Annotated in this window: 13 protein-coding genes; 5 read left to right on the top strand and 8 right to left on the bottom strand. The window is 71.5% G+C overall.

Annotated elements, in window-relative coordinates:
• Positions 1 to 36 precede the first annotated feature (36 nt).
• Positions 37 to 2,967 carry a HAMP domain-containing protein gene (locus STSP_RS21695; protein ID WP_067280626.1) on the bottom strand — a complete coding sequence of 977 codons (2,931 nt, stop codon included), beginning with the start codon at positions 2,965 to 2,967 and terminating at the stop codon, positions 37 to 39.
• A gap of 446 nt (positions 2,968 to 3,413) precedes the next feature.
• Between STSP_RS21695 and STSP_RS21690 the strand changes: the two genes are divergently transcribed.
• Positions 3,414 to 4,475 carry a SigB/SigF/SigG family RNA polymerase sigma factor gene (locus tag STSP_RS21690; protein ID WP_078067390.1) on the top strand — a complete coding sequence of 354 codons (1,062 nt, stop codon included), beginning with the start codon at positions 3,414 to 3,416 and terminating at the stop codon, positions 4,473 to 4,475.
• Here the strand turns inward: STSP_RS21690 and STSP_RS21685 are convergent.
• Together STSP_RS21685 and STSP_RS21680 are read right to left on the bottom strand one after the other, a co-directional pair.
• A complete protein-coding gene (locus tag STSP_RS21685) occupies positions 4,423 to 4,911 on the bottom strand; it encodes an ATP-binding protein (protein ID WP_232789744.1) in 489 nt (162 codons plus the stop codon). The genes STSP_RS21690 and STSP_RS21685 overlap by 53 nt on opposite strands.
• Positions 4,912 to 5,017: 106 nt before the next feature.
• The gene (locus STSP_RS21680; protein WP_232789743.1) at positions 5,018 to 5,377 is read right to left on the bottom strand and encodes an STAS domain-containing protein; all 360 of its coding nucleotides are present in this window, start codon (positions 5,375 to 5,377) and stop codon (positions 5,018 to 5,020) included.
• Positions 5,378 to 5,618: 241 nt separating this feature from the next.
• Here STSP_RS21680 and STSP_RS21675 point away from each other — a divergent pair, with 241 nt between their 5' ends.
• From STSP_RS21675 to STSP_RS21660, 4 genes are read left to right on the top strand one after another with little or no spacing between them, the layout of a single operon-like run.
• Positions 5,619 to 5,789, top strand: a complete 171-nt coding sequence (locus tag STSP_RS21675; protein WP_067280622.1) for a hydrophobic protein — start codon at positions 5,619 to 5,621, stop codon at positions 5,787 to 5,789.
• Positions 5,790 to 5,799: 10 nt separating this feature from the next.
• A complete protein-coding gene (locus STSP_RS21670) occupies positions 5,800 to 7,332 on the top strand; it encodes an FAD-dependent oxidoreductase (protein WP_408646342.1) in 1,533 nt (510 codons plus the stop codon).
• 52 nt (positions 7,333 to 7,384) lie between these two features.
• A complete protein-coding gene (locus STSP_RS21665; RefSeq protein ID WP_067280616.1) occupies positions 7,385 to 7,870 on the top strand; it encodes a hypothetical protein in 486 nt (161 codons plus the stop codon).
• Positions 7,867 to 9,042 carry a zinc-dependent alcohol dehydrogenase gene (locus STSP_RS21660; RefSeq protein ID WP_067280614.1) on the top strand — a complete coding sequence of 392 codons (1,176 nt, stop codon included), beginning with the start codon at positions 7,867 to 7,869 and terminating at the stop codon, positions 9,040 to 9,042. Before STSP_RS21665 ends, STSP_RS21660 begins: the two co-directional genes overlap by 4 nt.
• Here the strand turns inward: STSP_RS21660 and STSP_RS21655 are convergent.
• The 5 genes from STSP_RS21655 to STSP_RS21635 form a co-directional block, all read right to left on the bottom strand.
• Complete coding sequence (locus tag STSP_RS21655; RefSeq protein WP_078067389.1) at positions 8,960 to 10,351, bottom strand: glycosyltransferase 87 family protein; 1,392 nt, start codon at positions 10,349 to 10,351, stop codon at positions 8,960 to 8,962. The genes STSP_RS21660 and STSP_RS21655 overlap by 83 nt on opposite strands.
• The gene (gene mptB / locus STSP_RS21650; RefSeq protein ID WP_107441366.1) at positions 10,348 to 11,802 is read right to left on the bottom strand and encodes a polyprenol phosphomannose-dependent alpha 1,6 mannosyltransferase MptB; all 1,455 of its coding nucleotides are present in this window, start codon (positions 11,800 to 11,802) and stop codon (positions 10,348 to 10,350) included. Before mptB ends, STSP_RS21655 begins: the two co-directional genes overlap by 4 nt.
• A gap of 167 nt (positions 11,803 to 11,969) precedes the next feature.
• Positions 11,970 to 12,305 carry a hypothetical protein gene (locus STSP_RS21645; RefSeq protein WP_067280611.1) on the bottom strand — a complete coding sequence of 112 codons (336 nt, stop codon included), beginning with the start codon at positions 12,303 to 12,305 and terminating at the stop codon, positions 11,970 to 11,972.
• A gap of 27 nt (positions 12,306 to 12,332) precedes the next feature.
• Positions 12,333 to 13,616: a hypothetical protein gene (locus STSP_RS21640; protein ID WP_157902880.1), complete on the bottom strand. Its 1,284-nt coding sequence runs from the start codon at positions 13,614 to 13,616 to the stop codon at positions 12,333 to 12,335.
• A 30-nt stretch (positions 13,617 to 13,646) separates the two neighbouring features.
• Positions 13,647 to 15,134: a PepSY domain-containing protein gene (locus STSP_RS21635; RefSeq protein WP_157902879.1), complete on the bottom strand. Its 1,488-nt coding sequence runs from the start codon at positions 15,132 to 15,134 to the stop codon at positions 13,647 to 13,649.
• Between the last annotated feature and the right edge of the window lie 124 nt (positions 15,135 to 15,258).

Raw genomic sequence — 15,258 nt, 5'->3', positions numbered from 1 at the left:
CGGTCCGGGTGGGGGCTGTGACAGCGCCCGGCTCTCTCACCGCCTCAGCCGGCTCAGCCGGCTCCGGATCCTCGCCAGCAGGTCCCCCGCGTCCACCGGTTTCGTCACATGGTCGTCGGCGCCCGCGGCCAGCGTCTTGGCCCGGTCGCCTGGCATGGCCTTGGCCGTGACCGCGATGATCGGCACGTCGGCGAACCCGGGCATCTGCCGGATCGCGGCGGTGGCCGAGTAGCCGTCCATGCCGGGCATCATCACGTCCATGATGATCAGCTCGACGTCGTCGTGCTCGGTCAGCAGCTCGATGCCGCGCCGGCCGTCCTCGGCCCGGAGCACACGCATGCCCGCGCCTTCGAGGATCTCGGTGAGCGCGAACACGTTGCGGGGATCGTCGTCCACGACGAGGACCAGGCGTCCGGCCAGCACGTCGTCGCCGGGCCGGCGGCCGTCCGCGCGCTCCCGTCCTCCTTCGGTGCCGGTGTCCGGTACGGCGACGGGGCCGCTGCTCACCGGCAGGAAGAGCGTGAAGCAGCTGCCCTCGCCGAGCGTGCTGCGCGCGGTGATCGCGCCGCCGAGGAGCTGGGCGACCTCGCGGCTGATGGACAGGCCGAGGCCGGTGCCGCCGTAGCGGCGGGCCGTAGGGCCCTCTCCCTGCTGGAACGCGCCGAAGATGATCTCCAGATGTTCGTCGGCGATGCCGATGCCGGTGTCGGTGACCCGGAACGCGATCGAGGGACGGCCGCGCAGGGCGGGCGGCAGCTCGTCGTCCGCGGCCTTGTCGACGCACAGCTCGACCCAGCCCTGCTCGGTGAACTTCAGCGCGTTGGAAAGCAGATTGCGCAGCACCTGGCGCAGCCGCGACTCGTCGGTGGTGAGCTCGTCGGGCAGGTCCGGCGCCGTGACGACCCGCAGCTCCAGGCCGCGTTCGCTCGCGACGGGCTGGAAGGCCGCGTCGACGTAGTCGAGCAGCTGGTGCAGGGGGAAGGTCGCCGGGTGGACGGCCATCTTGCCGGCCTCGACCTTCGACAGATCGAGGATGTCGTTGATCAGCTGCAGCAGGTCGGAACCCGCGGAGTGGATCACTTCGGCGTAGTCGACCTGTTTCTCGGTGAGGTTGCCCTCGGGGTTCTGGGCGAGCAACTGAGCGAGGATCAGCAGGCTGTTGAGCGGTGTGCGCAGCTCGTGGCTCATGTTGGCCAGGAACTCCGACTTGTACATCGAGGTGCGGGAGAGCTGCTGGGCGCGGGTCTCGAGTTCCTGGCGGGCGCGTTCGATCTCGAGGTTCTTGGCCTCGATGTCGCGGTTGCGCTCCGCGAGCAGCGCCGCCTTCTCCTCCAGTTCGGCGTTGGAGCGCTGGAGCTCCTCCTGCCGCACGCTGAGTTCGGCGGTGAGCAGCTGGGACTGCTCGAGGAGTTCGTCGGTACGGGCGTGCGCGATGAGCGAGCTGATGTTGACGCCGAGGGTCTCGATGAACTGGTCGAGGAAATCCCGGTGGATGGCCGTGAAGGGGTGCAGCGACGCCAGCTCCAGGGCGCCGATCACCTGGTCCTCGACGACGACGGGCTGCACGAGCAGCGCGGTGGGGTCGGCGTCGCCCACGCCGGAGGAGATGGTGGCGTAGCCGGGCGGCACGTCCTCGATCGCGATGGTGCGGCGGCTCAGCGCGGCCTGGCCGACGAGGGACTGGCCGAGGCGGAAGCTGCGCGGGGCGGTGTCGGGCGCGCCGTATGAGGCGATCATGTCGAGCCGGGTGCCTTCGGCGTCCGTACGGGCCAGGAAGACGGCGCCGTACTGGGCGGAGACCAGCGGCGGCACCTCGTCCATGATCAGCCGGGCGGCGGCGGTGACGTCGCGGGTGCCCTGGAGGAGCCCGGAGATGCGGGCGAGGTTGGTCTTGAGCCAGTCCTGCTCCTCGTTGGCGCGGGTGGTGGCGCGCAGGGACTCGACCATGGAGTTGATGTTGTCCTTGAGGTCGCCGACCTCGCCGGGTGCCTCGACCGTGATCGAGCGCGTCAGATCACCCTGGGCGACCGCGCTGGTGACCTCGGCGATGGCGCGCACCTGGCGGGTGAGGTTCCCGGCGAGCTCGTTGACGTTCTGGGTGAGCCGCCGCCAGGTGCCGGAGACGCCCTCCACCTCGGCCTGGCCGCCGAGCCTGCCCTCGCGGCCGACCTCGCGGGCGACTCGCGTCACCTCGGCGGCGAACGACGACAGCTGGTCGACCATCGTGTTGATGGTGGTCTTGAGCTCGAGGATCTCGCCGCGGGCGTCGACGTCGATCTTGCGGCTGAGATCGCCCTGGGCGACGGCGGTGGTGACCTGCGCGATGTTGCGGACCTGGTTGGTGAGGTTGTCCGCCATGGAATTGACATTGTCGGTCAGGTCCTGCCAGGTGCCCGACACGCCTCGTACGGTGGCCTGTCCGCCGAGGTTGCCCTCGGTGCCGACGTCGCGGGCGACCCGCGTGACCTCCTCCGCGAACGACGACAGCTGGTCGACCATCGTGTTGATGGTCTCCTTGAGCTCCAGGATCTCGCCGCGGGCGTCCACGCGGATCTTCTGGGTCAGGTCGCCGCGGGCGACGGCCGTGGCGACCTTGGCGATCGAGCGCACCTGCGACGTCAGGTTGTCGGCCATGGTGTTGACGCCGGTGGTGAGCTCCTGCCAGACGCCGTCGGCCCTCCGTACCCGGGCATGGCCGCCGAGCAGGCCCTGTCCGCCGACCTCGTTGGCCACGCGGGTGACCTCGGACGTGACCTGGGCCAGCTGGTCGATCATGCCGTTGTAGACGCCCGCGATCTCCCCGAGGAGCCCTTCGGCGTCGTCGGGCAGGCGCGTGGAGAAGTCGCCGTCCCGTACTGCGGTGAGCCCGGCGAGCAGTTTCCGGAGCCCCTCTTCGCTGAGCTGCACCGGCGGGCGGTCAGCGCGCCTGGTGTCTTCGAGGGTGCGGGCCGAAGGTGACTCTTTCATGGCTGACCTCGCGCTCTACTGGCGTCCGGGCCAGAGGGACCTCTCGCCGGGCGGGCGAGGGGCGGCCATGTCCCCACTGTCGCACGTGACCGTCGTACGTGGCGTGGCGCCCGGTGCGGTGCCGGACGGCGCTGCGGGACGGCGCTGCGGGACGCATCGTGCACCGGCCCGCGGGACGCCTGCCAGACGGCTGCGGGACCTATCGCGCACAGGCCCGCGGGGCGCCTCCCGGTCGGCTACGGGCGCGCCCGTCGGTCCGCTGCGGGACGCCCGTCGGTCCGCTGAAGCGCCGCCCACGACGAGCGGTGCCGCCGGTGATCCGCCAGACTGGAAATGGCACGAAATGGAACAAATGCGTTAAATCGCACCAAGCGGTAAAGTGCCGTGCGGGGAGCCCGACGGTCCGCCTCAGCGGGCAGCGCCCGCCATCCGTCGAAGGAGCGCCCATGTCCTCGCTCACTCGCCCCGTCCGTACCCGCGACACTCGCGACACCCGCGACAGAGAACCCCCGGCCGAGACCCCGCCCGCGGCGCCGTCGGCGGCGCCGTCACCGGTCGCGCGCGCCGCCCTGTCCGGCCTGCCGGAGATCCCTGACCTGAGGACCATCGGCGCGATGGACGCGCGGGCACTGTCGGCCTCGCTCTTCAAGCGGCTACGGACGCTGGAGGAGGGCACACCCGAGTACTCGTACGTGCGCAACACCCTCGTCGAGCTGAACCTCAGCCTGGTGAAGTACGCGGCGACGAGGTTCCGCAACCGGCGGGAGTCCATGGAGGACATCGTCCAGGTCGGGACGATCGGCCTGATCAAGGCCATAGACCGCTTCGACGTGCAGCGCGAGGTCGAGTTCCGGTCGTTCGCACTGCCCACGATCGTCGGCGAGATCAAGCGTTTCTTCCGGGACACCAGCTGGGCGGTCCGGGTGCCGCGCCGGCTGCAGGAGCTGAGGATCGACATCGCCAAGGCGGTCGACACCCTGGAGCAGCAGCTCGGGCGCGCCCCGACGACGGCGGAGCTGGCCGAGGGCCTGGGCATCAGCGAGGACGAGCTGGAGGAGGGCCGCCAGGCCGCGAACGTCTACGCGGCGCGCTCGCTCGACGCCCCGGTGGAGAACGACGAGCCGCGCAGCAGGACCACCCACCAGCTCGGCGAGGAGGACCCGGCGCTCGACGTCGTCGAATGTCTGGAGTCGCTGAAGCCGCTGATCGCCACGCTGCCCGAGCGCGAGCGCCTCATCCTGTCGCTGCGGTTCTGCGACGAGCTCACCCAGTCCGAGATCGGCGCCCGGCTCGGCATCTCCCAGATGCACGTCTCGCGGCTGCTGGCCCGCACGCTGGACGTCCTGCGGACGGGCCTGCTGGAGGACCCGGAACCGGACTACCCGGAGGCGGGTCCCGAGCCGGGTCCCGACGGGGATGGGCCGGGCTCGGGCGGAGACACCCGCGAGGCGGTGGTCACCCGCGCGCCCCCGGCACCCGCGACGGAGTCCGCGTCCGCGCGACACTGAGCGGCGGCGCCACCTCGATCCACACGGCCTTGCCGGCCCCCCGTCGCGTGGACCCCCACGTGCGCGCAAGCCGCTCCACCACGACGAGTCCGTTGCCGCCGGGCTGACCCGCGGGCCCCCGCGGACGCCGGCGCGGCGGGACGGGACTGGGGTCGGTGACCTCGATGCGCAGCCGTTCCGGGGTGCAGTTCAGCATCAGCTCTTGAGGGCCTCCGGCGTGCAGGCAGGCGTTGGTGACCAGCTCGGACACGAGGAGCAGGACATCGTCGACCACGGCCTGGCCGTCCTCGTCACCGGCGGGCAGCCACCGCCAGTCCAGGAGGCACTCGCGGCAGAAGTCGCGGCACCGGCCCACCACGCCCTTGGTTCCGTACAGGGCGAGCCGGCGGGTCTGCCCCTGAGTGGGGAGTCCGTCGATCATGGCGCGCTCCGTCATAGCTGCGCTCCGTCACTCCTGCCTGCGCTGGTCACACGCGGACTCCGTCATTCACCGGCCCACCGCGCTCCGTCACTCGCCGGGCTCCATCGCCCGCCGCGCTCCGTCACTCCTGCGGCCGGCCGATCAGTGCCTCGTCGAGGCTGCCGTACAACCGGAAGACAGCGTCGGCTCCGGTGATGTCGAACATGCGGGCCACCGGCGGCCGAAGAGCTGCGAGCTCCAGTCCGACGCCGGCGTCCTGCGCGGCGAGCCGCCCGCGCAGCAAGACGTTCAACCCTGTGGAGTCGCAGAACGTCAGGTCCTTGCAGTCCACCACGATGCGCGTGGCGGCCGTGCTCAGGCCCTCGGTCAGAGCGTCGCGCAGTGCGCCGGCCGAGTCGTGGTCGAGCTCACCGCCGAGAGCCAGGACCAGGGTGTCTCCCTTGACCCTGACATCGACGGTGAAGCGTGCGCCGCCGGTCACTCCACCCTCCGGCTTCCCGTCAACCCCGGCATCATGCAGCCTCTCCTCGTTTTGTCGGAGATGAGTGAAGGACCCTGTCTCACGGCTTCTGTCGCCTTCCCGTCAGGACGGACACCCGGACCAGAACGCCAGTATGAGCATGGCGGAACGCTTGGGCATGCGGCGCGGCAGGCCCATCAAGACAGCGCCGCCAGCAGTAAAGCGGGATTTTTCGGGCAACCGGAGGTGAGGAGGTGCTGACATGATCCCGCTGCTCTTGGTGCTCCTGGTGATCCTGATCCTCTTCGGGGCCGGATTCGCCTTGGACGTCCTCTGGTGGCTCGCACTGGCCCTGCTGATCGTGTGGATCATCGGATTCTTCTCGACCCGTGCGGGCCCGGGAGGCGGACGGACGCGCTGGTACCGGTGGTAGGCGGGCGGCCATGGCTATGACTGCCGCCCTTCCCGGTGTGTACGAGTCGTACTGGATGGCCTCGGCCGCGTACCCGTCCCGTCCTCCGCTCGACCAGGACACGGAGGCGGACGTGGCCGTGGTCGGGGCCGGTATCGCCGGGCTCTGCACGGCCTGGGAACTCGCCCGCAAGGGGCGGAGCGTGGTGGTCCTGGAGGCGTCCCGCGTCGCCGCGGGCGTCACCGGGCACACCACGGCGAAACTGACGGCGCTGCACACCCTGATGTACGACCGCCTGCGCCATACCCGCGGCCCGGACGCCGCTCGGCTGTACGCGCGTTCGCAGTCCGACGCGATCGAGCACGCCGTGGCGGTCGCGGACGAACTCGGCGCCGACTGCGATCTGGAACGGGTCCCCGCGTTCACGTACTGCCAGGACCCGAAGCAGCTGGACGCGATACGGGCCGAGGCGGACGCCGCCCACAAGGCCGGCCTCGAGGCGTCCTTCGTCACCGAGACGGGCCTGCCGTATCCGGTCGCGGGCGCGGTCAGGGTCGAGAACCAGGCGCAGTTCCATCCCCGTAAGTACCTGCTCGCGCTGGAGAGGGATCTCGAGGCGCACGGCGGGAGGATCTACGAAGGCACCCGCGTCCTCAGCCTCGACGAGGGCGCGCCGTGCGTGCTCGGGACCGAGTCGGGGGCCAAGGTCACCGCCTGGGACGTCGTCGTCGCCACCCACTATCCCGTCTTCGACCGGGCGTTGCTCTTCGGCCGTCTCTCGGCGCATCGCGACCTCGTCGTCGCCGGGCCGCTGGCGCCCGAGCGGGATCCCGGCGGCATGTACATCACCCAGGAGGAGAACACGCGTTCAGTACGCACCGCCCCGTATGGGGACGGGCAGCGGCTGCTGATCGTCACCGGCGAGCTCGCCCGGCCAGGGACGGGCGACACGGACCAGCGCTTCCGGAGCCTGGCCGACTGGACGCAGGAGCGTTTCCCGGGTGTGGAGATCACCCACCGCTGGGCGGCGCAGGACAGCGATCCCACGGACACCGTGGCGCTGGTCGGCCCCCTGCACCCCGGCGCCGCGCACGTGTACGTGGCGACCGGGTTCGGCGGGTGGGGCATGAGCGGCGGCATCATGGCCGGCCGGCTCCTCGCGGACCTCGTCACCGGCGAACGGCCGCCGTGGGCGGGCCTGTACGACCCGCGCCGGATGCTGAGCCTGCTGCGCGAGGCCCCGGCCTTCGTCCGGCACCAGCTGGAGACCGGCCGCCACTTCATCGGCGACCGGCTGCGGGCGGTCTCCGTCCAGTCCGTCGACGACATCGCTCCGGGCAGCGGCGCCGTGGTGCAGCACGGCGGGCGGCGCAGCGCGGTGTACCGCGACGAGGACGGGGCGCTGCACGCCGTCTCCGCGCGGTGCACGCACCTCGGCTGCATCGTCGGTTTCAACTCGGCGGAACGGTCCTGGGACTGCCCCTGCCACGGATCCCGCTTCAGTGTCGACGGCGAGGTGCTCGAAGGACCCGCGAACCGGCCGCTCGGCAAGCGCGACGTATGAGCTCGGCAAGCGCGACTGAGCTCGGCAAGCGCAACGTATGAGGAGGACGGACATGCGCATACGCACAGCGGCGTGGGGCGCCGCGGCCGCCGGAGCGGTCGCCGGCACCGCCGCCGTCCTATGCAACCGGGGCGACCACCGGGCCCGTGGCACCGGCGACGGCGGTGCCGAACACGGCCGGTGGCATGTCATCACCGTCGGCATGCCCCGCAGCGAGCTGCTGCCCGGCGGCGTGCTCCCGCCGCCCCTCGACCGCCTCGGAGACGGCGTGGAGATCCGGACCGCCGACGCACCGGGCGGGCGCGGGACCGAGATCGCGGTCCGCGGCCTGGCTCTGCCGGGAGCGGGCCAGAGTCTGCGGCGCATCCTGGGCACCTCCACGGACCAGCGCATACGCCGGACCCTGCGGCAGTTCAAGCAGCTCACCGAGACGGGAGAGGTGCTGCATATGGCGGGCCAGCCGGAGGGGCACCACAAGCCGGGCGGCCTGCTGGTGGCCGTCGGCGACCGGCGCGCCACGAAGGAGGGCTTGCTGTGAAGGCGCTCTGCTGGACCGGCGTCGGGGAACTGGCGGTGGAGACCGTGCCCGACCCGGCGCTGCTCAACGACCAGGACGCGATCGTGCGCGTCACCGCAAGCTCGGTCTGCGGGTCCGATCTGCACCTGATCAATGGTTATGTTCCGGCGATGCGCGCAGGCGACATCATCGGGCACGAGTTCGTCGGCGAGATCGTCGAGGTGGGAGCCGCGGTGCGCAGGCACAGGCCGGGCGACCGGGTCGTCGTCTGCTCCATCGTCGGCTGCGGCCGCTGCTGGCAGTGCCGGGGCGACAACTGGTCGCTCTGCGAGAACTCCAACCCCAACCCCGCGTACACCGAAACGCTGTACGGCCACCCGACCGCCGGGATCCTCGGCTACTCGCACGCCATGGGCGGCTTCGCCGGCAGCCACGCCGAGTACGTGCGCGTGCCGTTCGCCGACCACGGTGCCTTCCCGGTGCCCAACCGGCTCTCCGACGAGGAGGCGGTGTTCGCGTCGGACGCGGTGCCCACGGGCTGGATGGGCGCGGACCAGGGCGGCGTCAAGGAGGGCGACGTCGTGGCGGTGTGGGGCGCCGGCGGCGTGGGGCAGATGGCGGCGCGCGCCTCGTATCTCCTGGGTGCCGAACGCGTGGCGGTCATCGACCAGGTGCCCGAGCGGCTGAAGCTGGCGGCGAGCCACTGCGGCGCGGCGACGATCGACTACTCCCAGACCGATGTGGACGCCGCGCTGCGCGAGTTCACCGGCGGCCGCGGCCCTGACGTGTGCATCGAGGCCGTGGGGATGGAGGCCCACGGCACGGGCCCGCAGTACGCGTACGACCGCGCGAAGCAGGCGCTGCGGATGCAGACGGACCGCTCGGTCGCGCTGCGCGAGGCCATCCACGCCTGCCGCAAGGGCGGAACCGTCTCGATCCTCGGCGTCTTCGGCGGCGTGCTCGACAAGTTCCCGCTCGGTGCCGCGATGAACAAGGGCCTGACCCTGCGCATGGGCCAGCAGCACGGCCAGCGCTACATCCCGATGCTCCTCGAACGCATGGCCGCCAACGAGATCGAGACTGGCTACCTGGCCACGCACCCGATGCCGCTCACGGAGGGGCCGCGCGGCTACCAGATGTTCGAGGAGAAGACGGACGGCTGCCTGCGGGCGGTGTTCCTTCCGCAGCGGTGAACTCGACGCCGTCCGGGGCCGCTTGGCGGTGCCGGGATGAGTCGCGTTCGGTCCTGCCGTCCTGGCGGTCCCGGCCGTCGGCCCCCGCGCGCACCGGAAGCCCGATCAGCAGCCCCAGCGTGATCCACACATACGTGTTGCTGCCGAGGAAGCCGTCGATGCCGGACGCGTCGTCGTACCAGAGCCACACCACGCTGCTGCACAGCACGACGTACACCGTGCCCGCCGTGGCGAGGAGCCGTCGGCGGGCGCGGGTGCCGGGCGCGTGCCGCAGTGCCGCGTCGGCGAGGACCGCGAGGGACGGCAGCAGCCAGACCAGGTGGTGCACCCAGGTGATGGGGCTGATCAGGCAGGCGGCGAGGCCGGTGAGGGCGAAGGCGGCCATGGTGTCGCCGGCGGCGGCCGCGCGGGACGCACGCCGGGCCCAGACGCACAGGACCCCGACCGCGGCCAACGCCCAGACGACGCGCTCCGGTTCGGCGGGCTCGGCGAGCCGGGCGAGGACGCCCTGCAGCGACTGGTTGGACACATAGGCGAGCTGCCCGATGCGGTCGGTGTCGCGTACCGCCTCGGTCCAGTAGAAACGGGAGGCGTCGGGCGCGGCCCAGGCGGCGAGCGCCGTCGCACCGGCGGCGACGGTCGTGGCGACGGCGGCAGCGCGGGGCCGCCGCGCAAGCACCAGCAGGCCGATGAAGAGTGCGGGCGTGAGCTTGACGGCCGCCGCGAGACCGATGCCGACGCCCGCCCACCGGGCCCATCGGGTGCGTCCGCTCGTCAGCAGCCAGGCGTCGCCCAGCACGAGGGCCAGCAGCAGCAGATTGACCTGCCCGAAGCTGAACGTGTCCCGCACCGGCTCGAAGAGGGCCAGCAGACACGCCAGCACCGCGAACCCGAACCACCCGTGCCCGCCGTGCCGCCGCAGGACGGGCCCCGCCAGCACGTACAGCACGGCCAGGGCCGCAGCGATGTTCAGCAGCAGTCCGACGGCGATGGCGGCATGCAGGCCGAGCAGCGCCATGGGCAGCATGGTGACCGCCGCGAACGGCGGATAGGTGAAGCCGTACGTGCTGCCCGGGAGCCGGTAGTCGTAGATGCCGCCGCCGTGGTGGACCCAGTCGCTGACCGTGCCGTAGTAGACGCGCAGATCGAACCAGTCGCGGTGCAGGGGCACGGTGGCGAGGAAGACGCCGACGGCGGTGGCGAGTACCAGAACCAGCAGGCGGCGGCCGCTCTCCGTGCGCGGCGCACGCAGGCTGAGAGCGCCCCGTATGCGTGCCGGCCCGGTGGTGTCCTGTCCGCGCGTGCTCATACGGACGGTTCCGGCTCGCGGCGCCCGGGCAGTCCCGTCGGCTGCCCCGTGGACTGGTGCCGGCGCCCGGCCTGGTGGACCTGCCAGAGGACGACCACCGCGAGCGCGCCCCCGGACACGGCGAGCGCCAGCTGCTGGGTGTCGATGGGGCCGCCGCTCGGCAGGGCCGCCAGAGCCAGGACTCCGCTGAGGGCGGCCACCCTGCGCCGTACGGAACTGCTGGGCGCCGCCGCGGCGATGAGGAACAGACCCCACAGGACGTACCAGGGGCGGATCGCGGGACCGAGGACGGCGATGGCGGCCAGGCTGAGCCCGACGGCGTAGACCGGGGCGGGCCGTGGGCGGCGCAGCCATATGACGAGCAGGGCGATCAGCGTCGCGACCATGCCGATCCCGTGCCAGGCCGGCGCGGCGAAGCGGGCGAGGTCGCTGCCGGCGTGGTGCAGGAGATCACCGGTGACGCGGCCCAGGACGCTGGTCAGCGCCCAGTTCTGCGGCGAGACGGGGGTTTTCAGAGCCCCGATCCAGCCGTATCCCGTACCGGCGACGGCTGTTGCGGCGACCGTGGTCGCGAGTGCGGCCGCCGCGGTCGTCAGCGCGGCCCGCAGCACCCGTCTCCGTTCGGTGCGGCCGCGCACCCGCAGGGCGACGACGGCCAGCAGGCCGAGCGCCGCGGGTGCCTTGACCAGGGCGGCGAGCGTCACGAGTACGGCGCCCAGGATGAACCACCGCCCGCTGGCGGCGACGAGCCCGACACCCAGCAGCCCCAGCATGACCGCGTCGTTGTGCGCCCCGGCCACCAGATGCAGCAGCACCAGCGGGTTGAGCGCGCCGAGCCAGAGCGCGGCGGCCGGGTCGGTGCCGCAGTGCCGGGCCAGCCTGGGCAGCGCCGCCGCCATCAGCGCCACGCCCAGCAGCGCGACGAACCGCATGCCCATCACTCCGGCGGGCACCTGGGCGCGGGTGAGATCGGCGGTGACCTCGGCCAGGCCGAGGAAGACCGGGCCGTAGGGGGCCCCGGTGTGCCGCCAGATGGGCGCCACCTCCGACACCAGCGGTCCGCCGAGCCGGGCGGGCCCGTACGCGTACACGTCGATGTGCGCGTCCACCATCGCGCCCTGCGCGAGATAGCTGTACACGTCGCGGCTGAACAGGGGCGGCGCCAGGACGAGCGGGGCGGCCCACAGGGCGAGCACCAGCAGCAGCGAGCGGGGCGTCGGCGGCTCGGGACCGCGTATCTCACGGCCCATCAGGACCCATGCGGCGATCAGCAGGACGACGCCGAAGTACACGCCGACCAGCCCCAGCGCGGCGCCGGCCGCCGACGGCGACAGCGCATCGCCCACCGGCAGCGCCCCGGCCGTCTTGCCGCCGGCCGCGAGGACCGTGGAACCGATCAGTCCCAGCAACCGGCAACGGCGGAAGTCGACGGAGGAGGGTACGAGCGGCACCCGGGCAGCCTGGCAACGGCGGGTGACGACGAGGCGGCGCGCACCTCTCGCCCCGGAGACCACGGCGTGTCCGGCGTCTTACGGAGACGGGAACCGGCGTCTTGCCGAGACGGGAGAGGGACGGAGCCCTGTCCTGCCGGACGCAGCCGGCAGGACAGGGCGGGGCGTCAGCGCGGACGCCTGGTCGCCAGCCAGAGGCAGATGCCGGGTGGCAGGGCACCGCCCAGGCCCGCGATGAGGGCCGCGGTCGCCACCGGCTCACTGATGGTGGGCAGCACTCCGCTCACCACTCCCATGGTGGTCGGCACAGTGAGCTCGCAACCCTGCTCGGTCATGAGGGAGCCCCCGCCCTCGACACCCAGCCCGTAGCCGTTTTCCATGCATTCCTTGGTCCCGAGGACATCGGCTCCCAGCCAGAGCAGGGCGGACAGCACCGCGCAGAGGAGCGCCCCGGTCAGTCCGATGATCCGGAGTTTCTGGGCCTGGTTGTCACCTCTGGCCATGCGGGTCATCCTCCTAGAATCAGGACGTCAACGGTTGGCGGGGCAGTCGTACGTGCCGTTGGACTTGTACGTGGGCTCGCCGCCCCGTACCCAGTCCGCGCAGCTCGGCACGCGCCAGCCGCGGTCCTTGTTCACCAAGCGCTGGGTGTCGGAGCCGTACCGATCGTAGTTCAGGCCCATGCAGGAGCTGCCGGGGTCCATTCCGACGTCGTTGCAGTCGTTGCTGAGCTTCTGGGCGTCCATGCCATACGGAGAACTGGATTTTGCTCCCTTCTCCGCGGCGATCCAGAAGTAGTACTGCACGCCGGCACTGAGCTTCTTGGGGTAGCCGACACCGACGGAGAAGTCGAGCTTCTGGCAGGAGTCGGTGGTGTCGTCCCAGTCCCAGTACGGGACGGAGCCGCTCGGGAACGTCCAGCCGTACTTCACCGCGTTCCACTTGAACCCGGTCGACCATCCGGCCCAGAACTGCGTGTAGGCGCTGTCCGCGCAGTACGGGCGGGGAAAGACGTCCACCAGATCGTAGTTGTACAGCGAAAGGTTGTGCTCGTAGCCGAAGTCGTCACCGAACGCGGCGAGGTCGCTGGAGGAGTACCAGCGAAGGTAGTGCCGGAAATGGCGCGGCATGTCTGTCGGTGACTCGTACGGATTGTTGTAGGCCTGCATCTTCCCGTACCAGGGTGACCATGGTTTACCGATGCTCGCCGGGGCGGTCGCCTGGTCCTGGCTCTCGCCCTGTTCGGCGGCAGGTTCCTTCCGGCTCTCCTCGACGGCGGCCTCCATCGCCGCCCGGCGGCCCAGCAGCGTCTCCCGGTCAAGGGTGGCTTGGGCGGCCTCTTCCAGGGTGCCTGCGGGCAGGCTGTCCACGGTTGCGGCGTCCGAGTCGAAGACCTTGGCCTCGGCGAGCAGCGGGTCGAGTGCCGCGAGCCGGGCCGCGGGCACCTCGCCGTCCACGACGACGAGGAAGACCAGCGGCTCCACGCCGAACTCGCCGATCACACTCTTGCGCATGCTTTCTATGGCCTGGTCGGCGGGGACACCGGGACCTGGCTGGTCGCCACCGCCGATCTCGCCGGTGTAGCGCAGCAGCAGCGGCTGGAGCCCGGTGAGAGCGACCTTCAGCTCGTCGAGTGTCTGCGGTACGGCGAACAGCAGCCGCGTCACCTTCGGCTGGACCTGCGGGGTCGTCAGCGTGGTGGCCGTTGGGGACGGCTCGTCGGTCTGTGCGGTCGCCGCGGCGGCGGGCAGCAGCGTGAGGGACAGGCAGCCGGCCATGGCCGCAGCCCACATCGTCAGAGAACGGGTTTCCATGTGTGTTTCTGCTCCGGTTGGTTGGCGTAGTCAGCTCTTGGCACGGGACAGGACATCGCCGGTGCGGGCGTCGATCTCGACGCGCTCCACGTCCGGCATCTCGGCCCCGGGGCGGCCGGTGAGACCGCGGTCGACGGTGACCGTCCAGCGGTCACCGTTCCAGGTGTCGGCCACGGCGGTGGCGGTGCCCCGGTCGTCGCCGATCGCGGCGCGGGCCGCACGGACCGCCTCGTCGCGACCGACGCCGAAGGCGGAAGCCCTCTCGGCCGCCGCGCCCTGGGCGGCCGACAGGTACGTCACCGCTCCGGTACGGCGGTCGATCTCGACCGTCACCCGGTGCGCACCGGCGTGACCGTCCTCGCCGACCGGGCGCCACGTCAGGAGCGTCAGGGCGTCACCCTCCAGGTGGCTGACCGGCTCCTCGGCCACCAGCTCCCAACTCGCATCCCACACGGCGACATTGCGCTGGACGAACTCCTGCGCGGCGGCACGGGTCTCGTCCGGGCCGAGCCGTACGTCCCCGCTGGTCGTCGGGGTGCCCACGAGGTCGACCAGCGATCCGTCGGCGGCCTGCCGGTACTCGACCCCCTCGGCGGTCTCGACGGTCGTGAGCGGCTCGCCCGCCGGGCCCTGCGTGGTGCTCGTGCCGACCGGGGTCAGGGCAGCGGTGGTGGTGAACTGCGGCGTGGCGAGGGGCCGGCTGTTCAAGGCCTCGCCCTCGCCCGCCGGCTTGAGCTTGACCGAGCCGGGACTGGCCACGGCGCCCCGGATCACGTAGCGGTCCCAGCCGCCCGCAGAGCCTTCCTTGGTCACCAGGTCGGTACGGGCCCGGGCGAGCGCGGTCGACACGCTCACACCGGTGGTGGCGTGGTAGGAGAAACGGCTCCAGAAGTAGTTGCCGGAGTAGTTCGTCGTACCGGGCGAGGTGCCGTACGCCGTCGCCGGATACATGACCAGACCCGAGAAGCTGATGGCCGAGTCGATCCCGCGGGAGACCGCGACCTCGTTGAAGTTCCCGAGCTGCCCGGACTGGGAGGTGTAGCAGCCCGCGAGGATCAGCAGCCGCATGTCGTCGACATCGGCGTACGGCAGGTACTCGGTGAAGAACCGCAGGTTCGCGTAGATCGGCAGCACGTCCTGCGTCCGGCCGGCCGCGAGGATCGCGTCCTGGTCGTCCGAAGGCCCCTCGTCCGTCTGGAAGACGCCGCCGTTCGAGTGTCCGAACAGGGCGAAGACGCCCGAGTCCAGCCCGTCCGTCCACGCGTCGTCCGCGCTGCGCCCTGCGGTGTGGCTGGTGCCCGCGTAGCCGGCCGAGCGTGCCGCGTCGCGGAACGCCGTGGCGCTGAGCCGGGTGTCCAGGCCGTCGTTGAACCGCCTGCCGAGGCTCGTCTCCTCGACCACCGCCGCATGAGCGGGCAGGCTGCCGACCGTGCCGGCACTCAGGGCGCAGGCCAACGCGATCGGTATCGCGAGCAGTGCACGGCGACGAAGGCGCCTGCCGTGGCTTGTGTGTCCCATCAACTCTCCGCTTCTTGTGCCGCACCAGGCGGTGAACCGGGTGCTGTCACCTGCTCTACGGAGTCGGGTGGCAGCTCCCTCGCGAAGAAGCGCAAGTTTTTTCACGTACGCGAGGACGGGGAAA

Source organism: Streptomyces jeddahensis (assembly GCF_001642995.1).
In the GTDB taxonomy this organism is placed as follows: Bacteria; Actinomycetota; Actinomycetes; order Streptomycetales; family Streptomycetaceae; genus Streptomyces; species Streptomyces jeddahensis.
Note: the sequence above shows the minus strand (reverse complement) of the source record. Positions and strands in the feature narration are given on the sequence as shown.

Excerpts from the sequence above, each read along its gene's own strand:
- STSP_RS21695 (WP_067280626.1), bottom strand. The coding sequence starts at position 2,967 with ATGAAAGAGTCACCTTCGGCCCGCACCCTCGAAGACACCAGGCGCGCT.
- STSP_RS21690 (WP_078067390.1), top strand. The coding sequence starts at position 3,414 with ATGTCCTCGCTCACTCGCCCCGTCCGTACCCGCGACACTCGCGACACC.
- STSP_RS21685 (WP_232789744.1), bottom strand. The coding sequence starts at position 4,911 with ATGACGGAGCGCGCCATGATCGACGGACTCCCCACTCAGGGGCAGACC.
- STSP_RS21675 (WP_067280622.1), top strand. The coding sequence starts at position 5,619 with ATGATCCCGCTGCTCTTGGTGCTCCTGGTGATCCTGATCCTCTTCGGG.
- STSP_RS21670 (WP_408646342.1), top strand. The coding sequence starts at position 5,800 with ATGGCTATGACTGCCGCCCTTCCCGGTGTGTACGAGTCGTACTGGATG.
- STSP_RS21665 (WP_067280616.1), top strand. The coding sequence starts at position 7,385 with ATGCGCATACGCACAGCGGCGTGGGGCGCCGCGGCCGCCGGAGCGGTC.
- STSP_RS21655 (WP_078067389.1), bottom strand. The coding sequence starts at position 10,351 with ATGAGCACGCGCGGACAGGACACCACCGGGCCGGCACGCATACGGGGC.
- STSP_RS21645 (WP_067280611.1), bottom strand. The coding sequence starts at position 12,305 with ATGGCCAGAGGTGACAACCAGGCCCAGAAACTCCGGATCATCGGACTG.
- STSP_RS21640 (WP_157902880.1), bottom strand. The coding sequence starts at position 13,616 with ATGGAAACCCGTTCTCTGACGATGTGGGCTGCGGCCATGGCCGGCTGC.
- STSP_RS21635 (WP_157902879.1), bottom strand. The coding sequence starts at position 15,134 with ATGGGACACACAAGCCACGGCAGGCGCCTTCGTCGCCGTGCACTGCTC.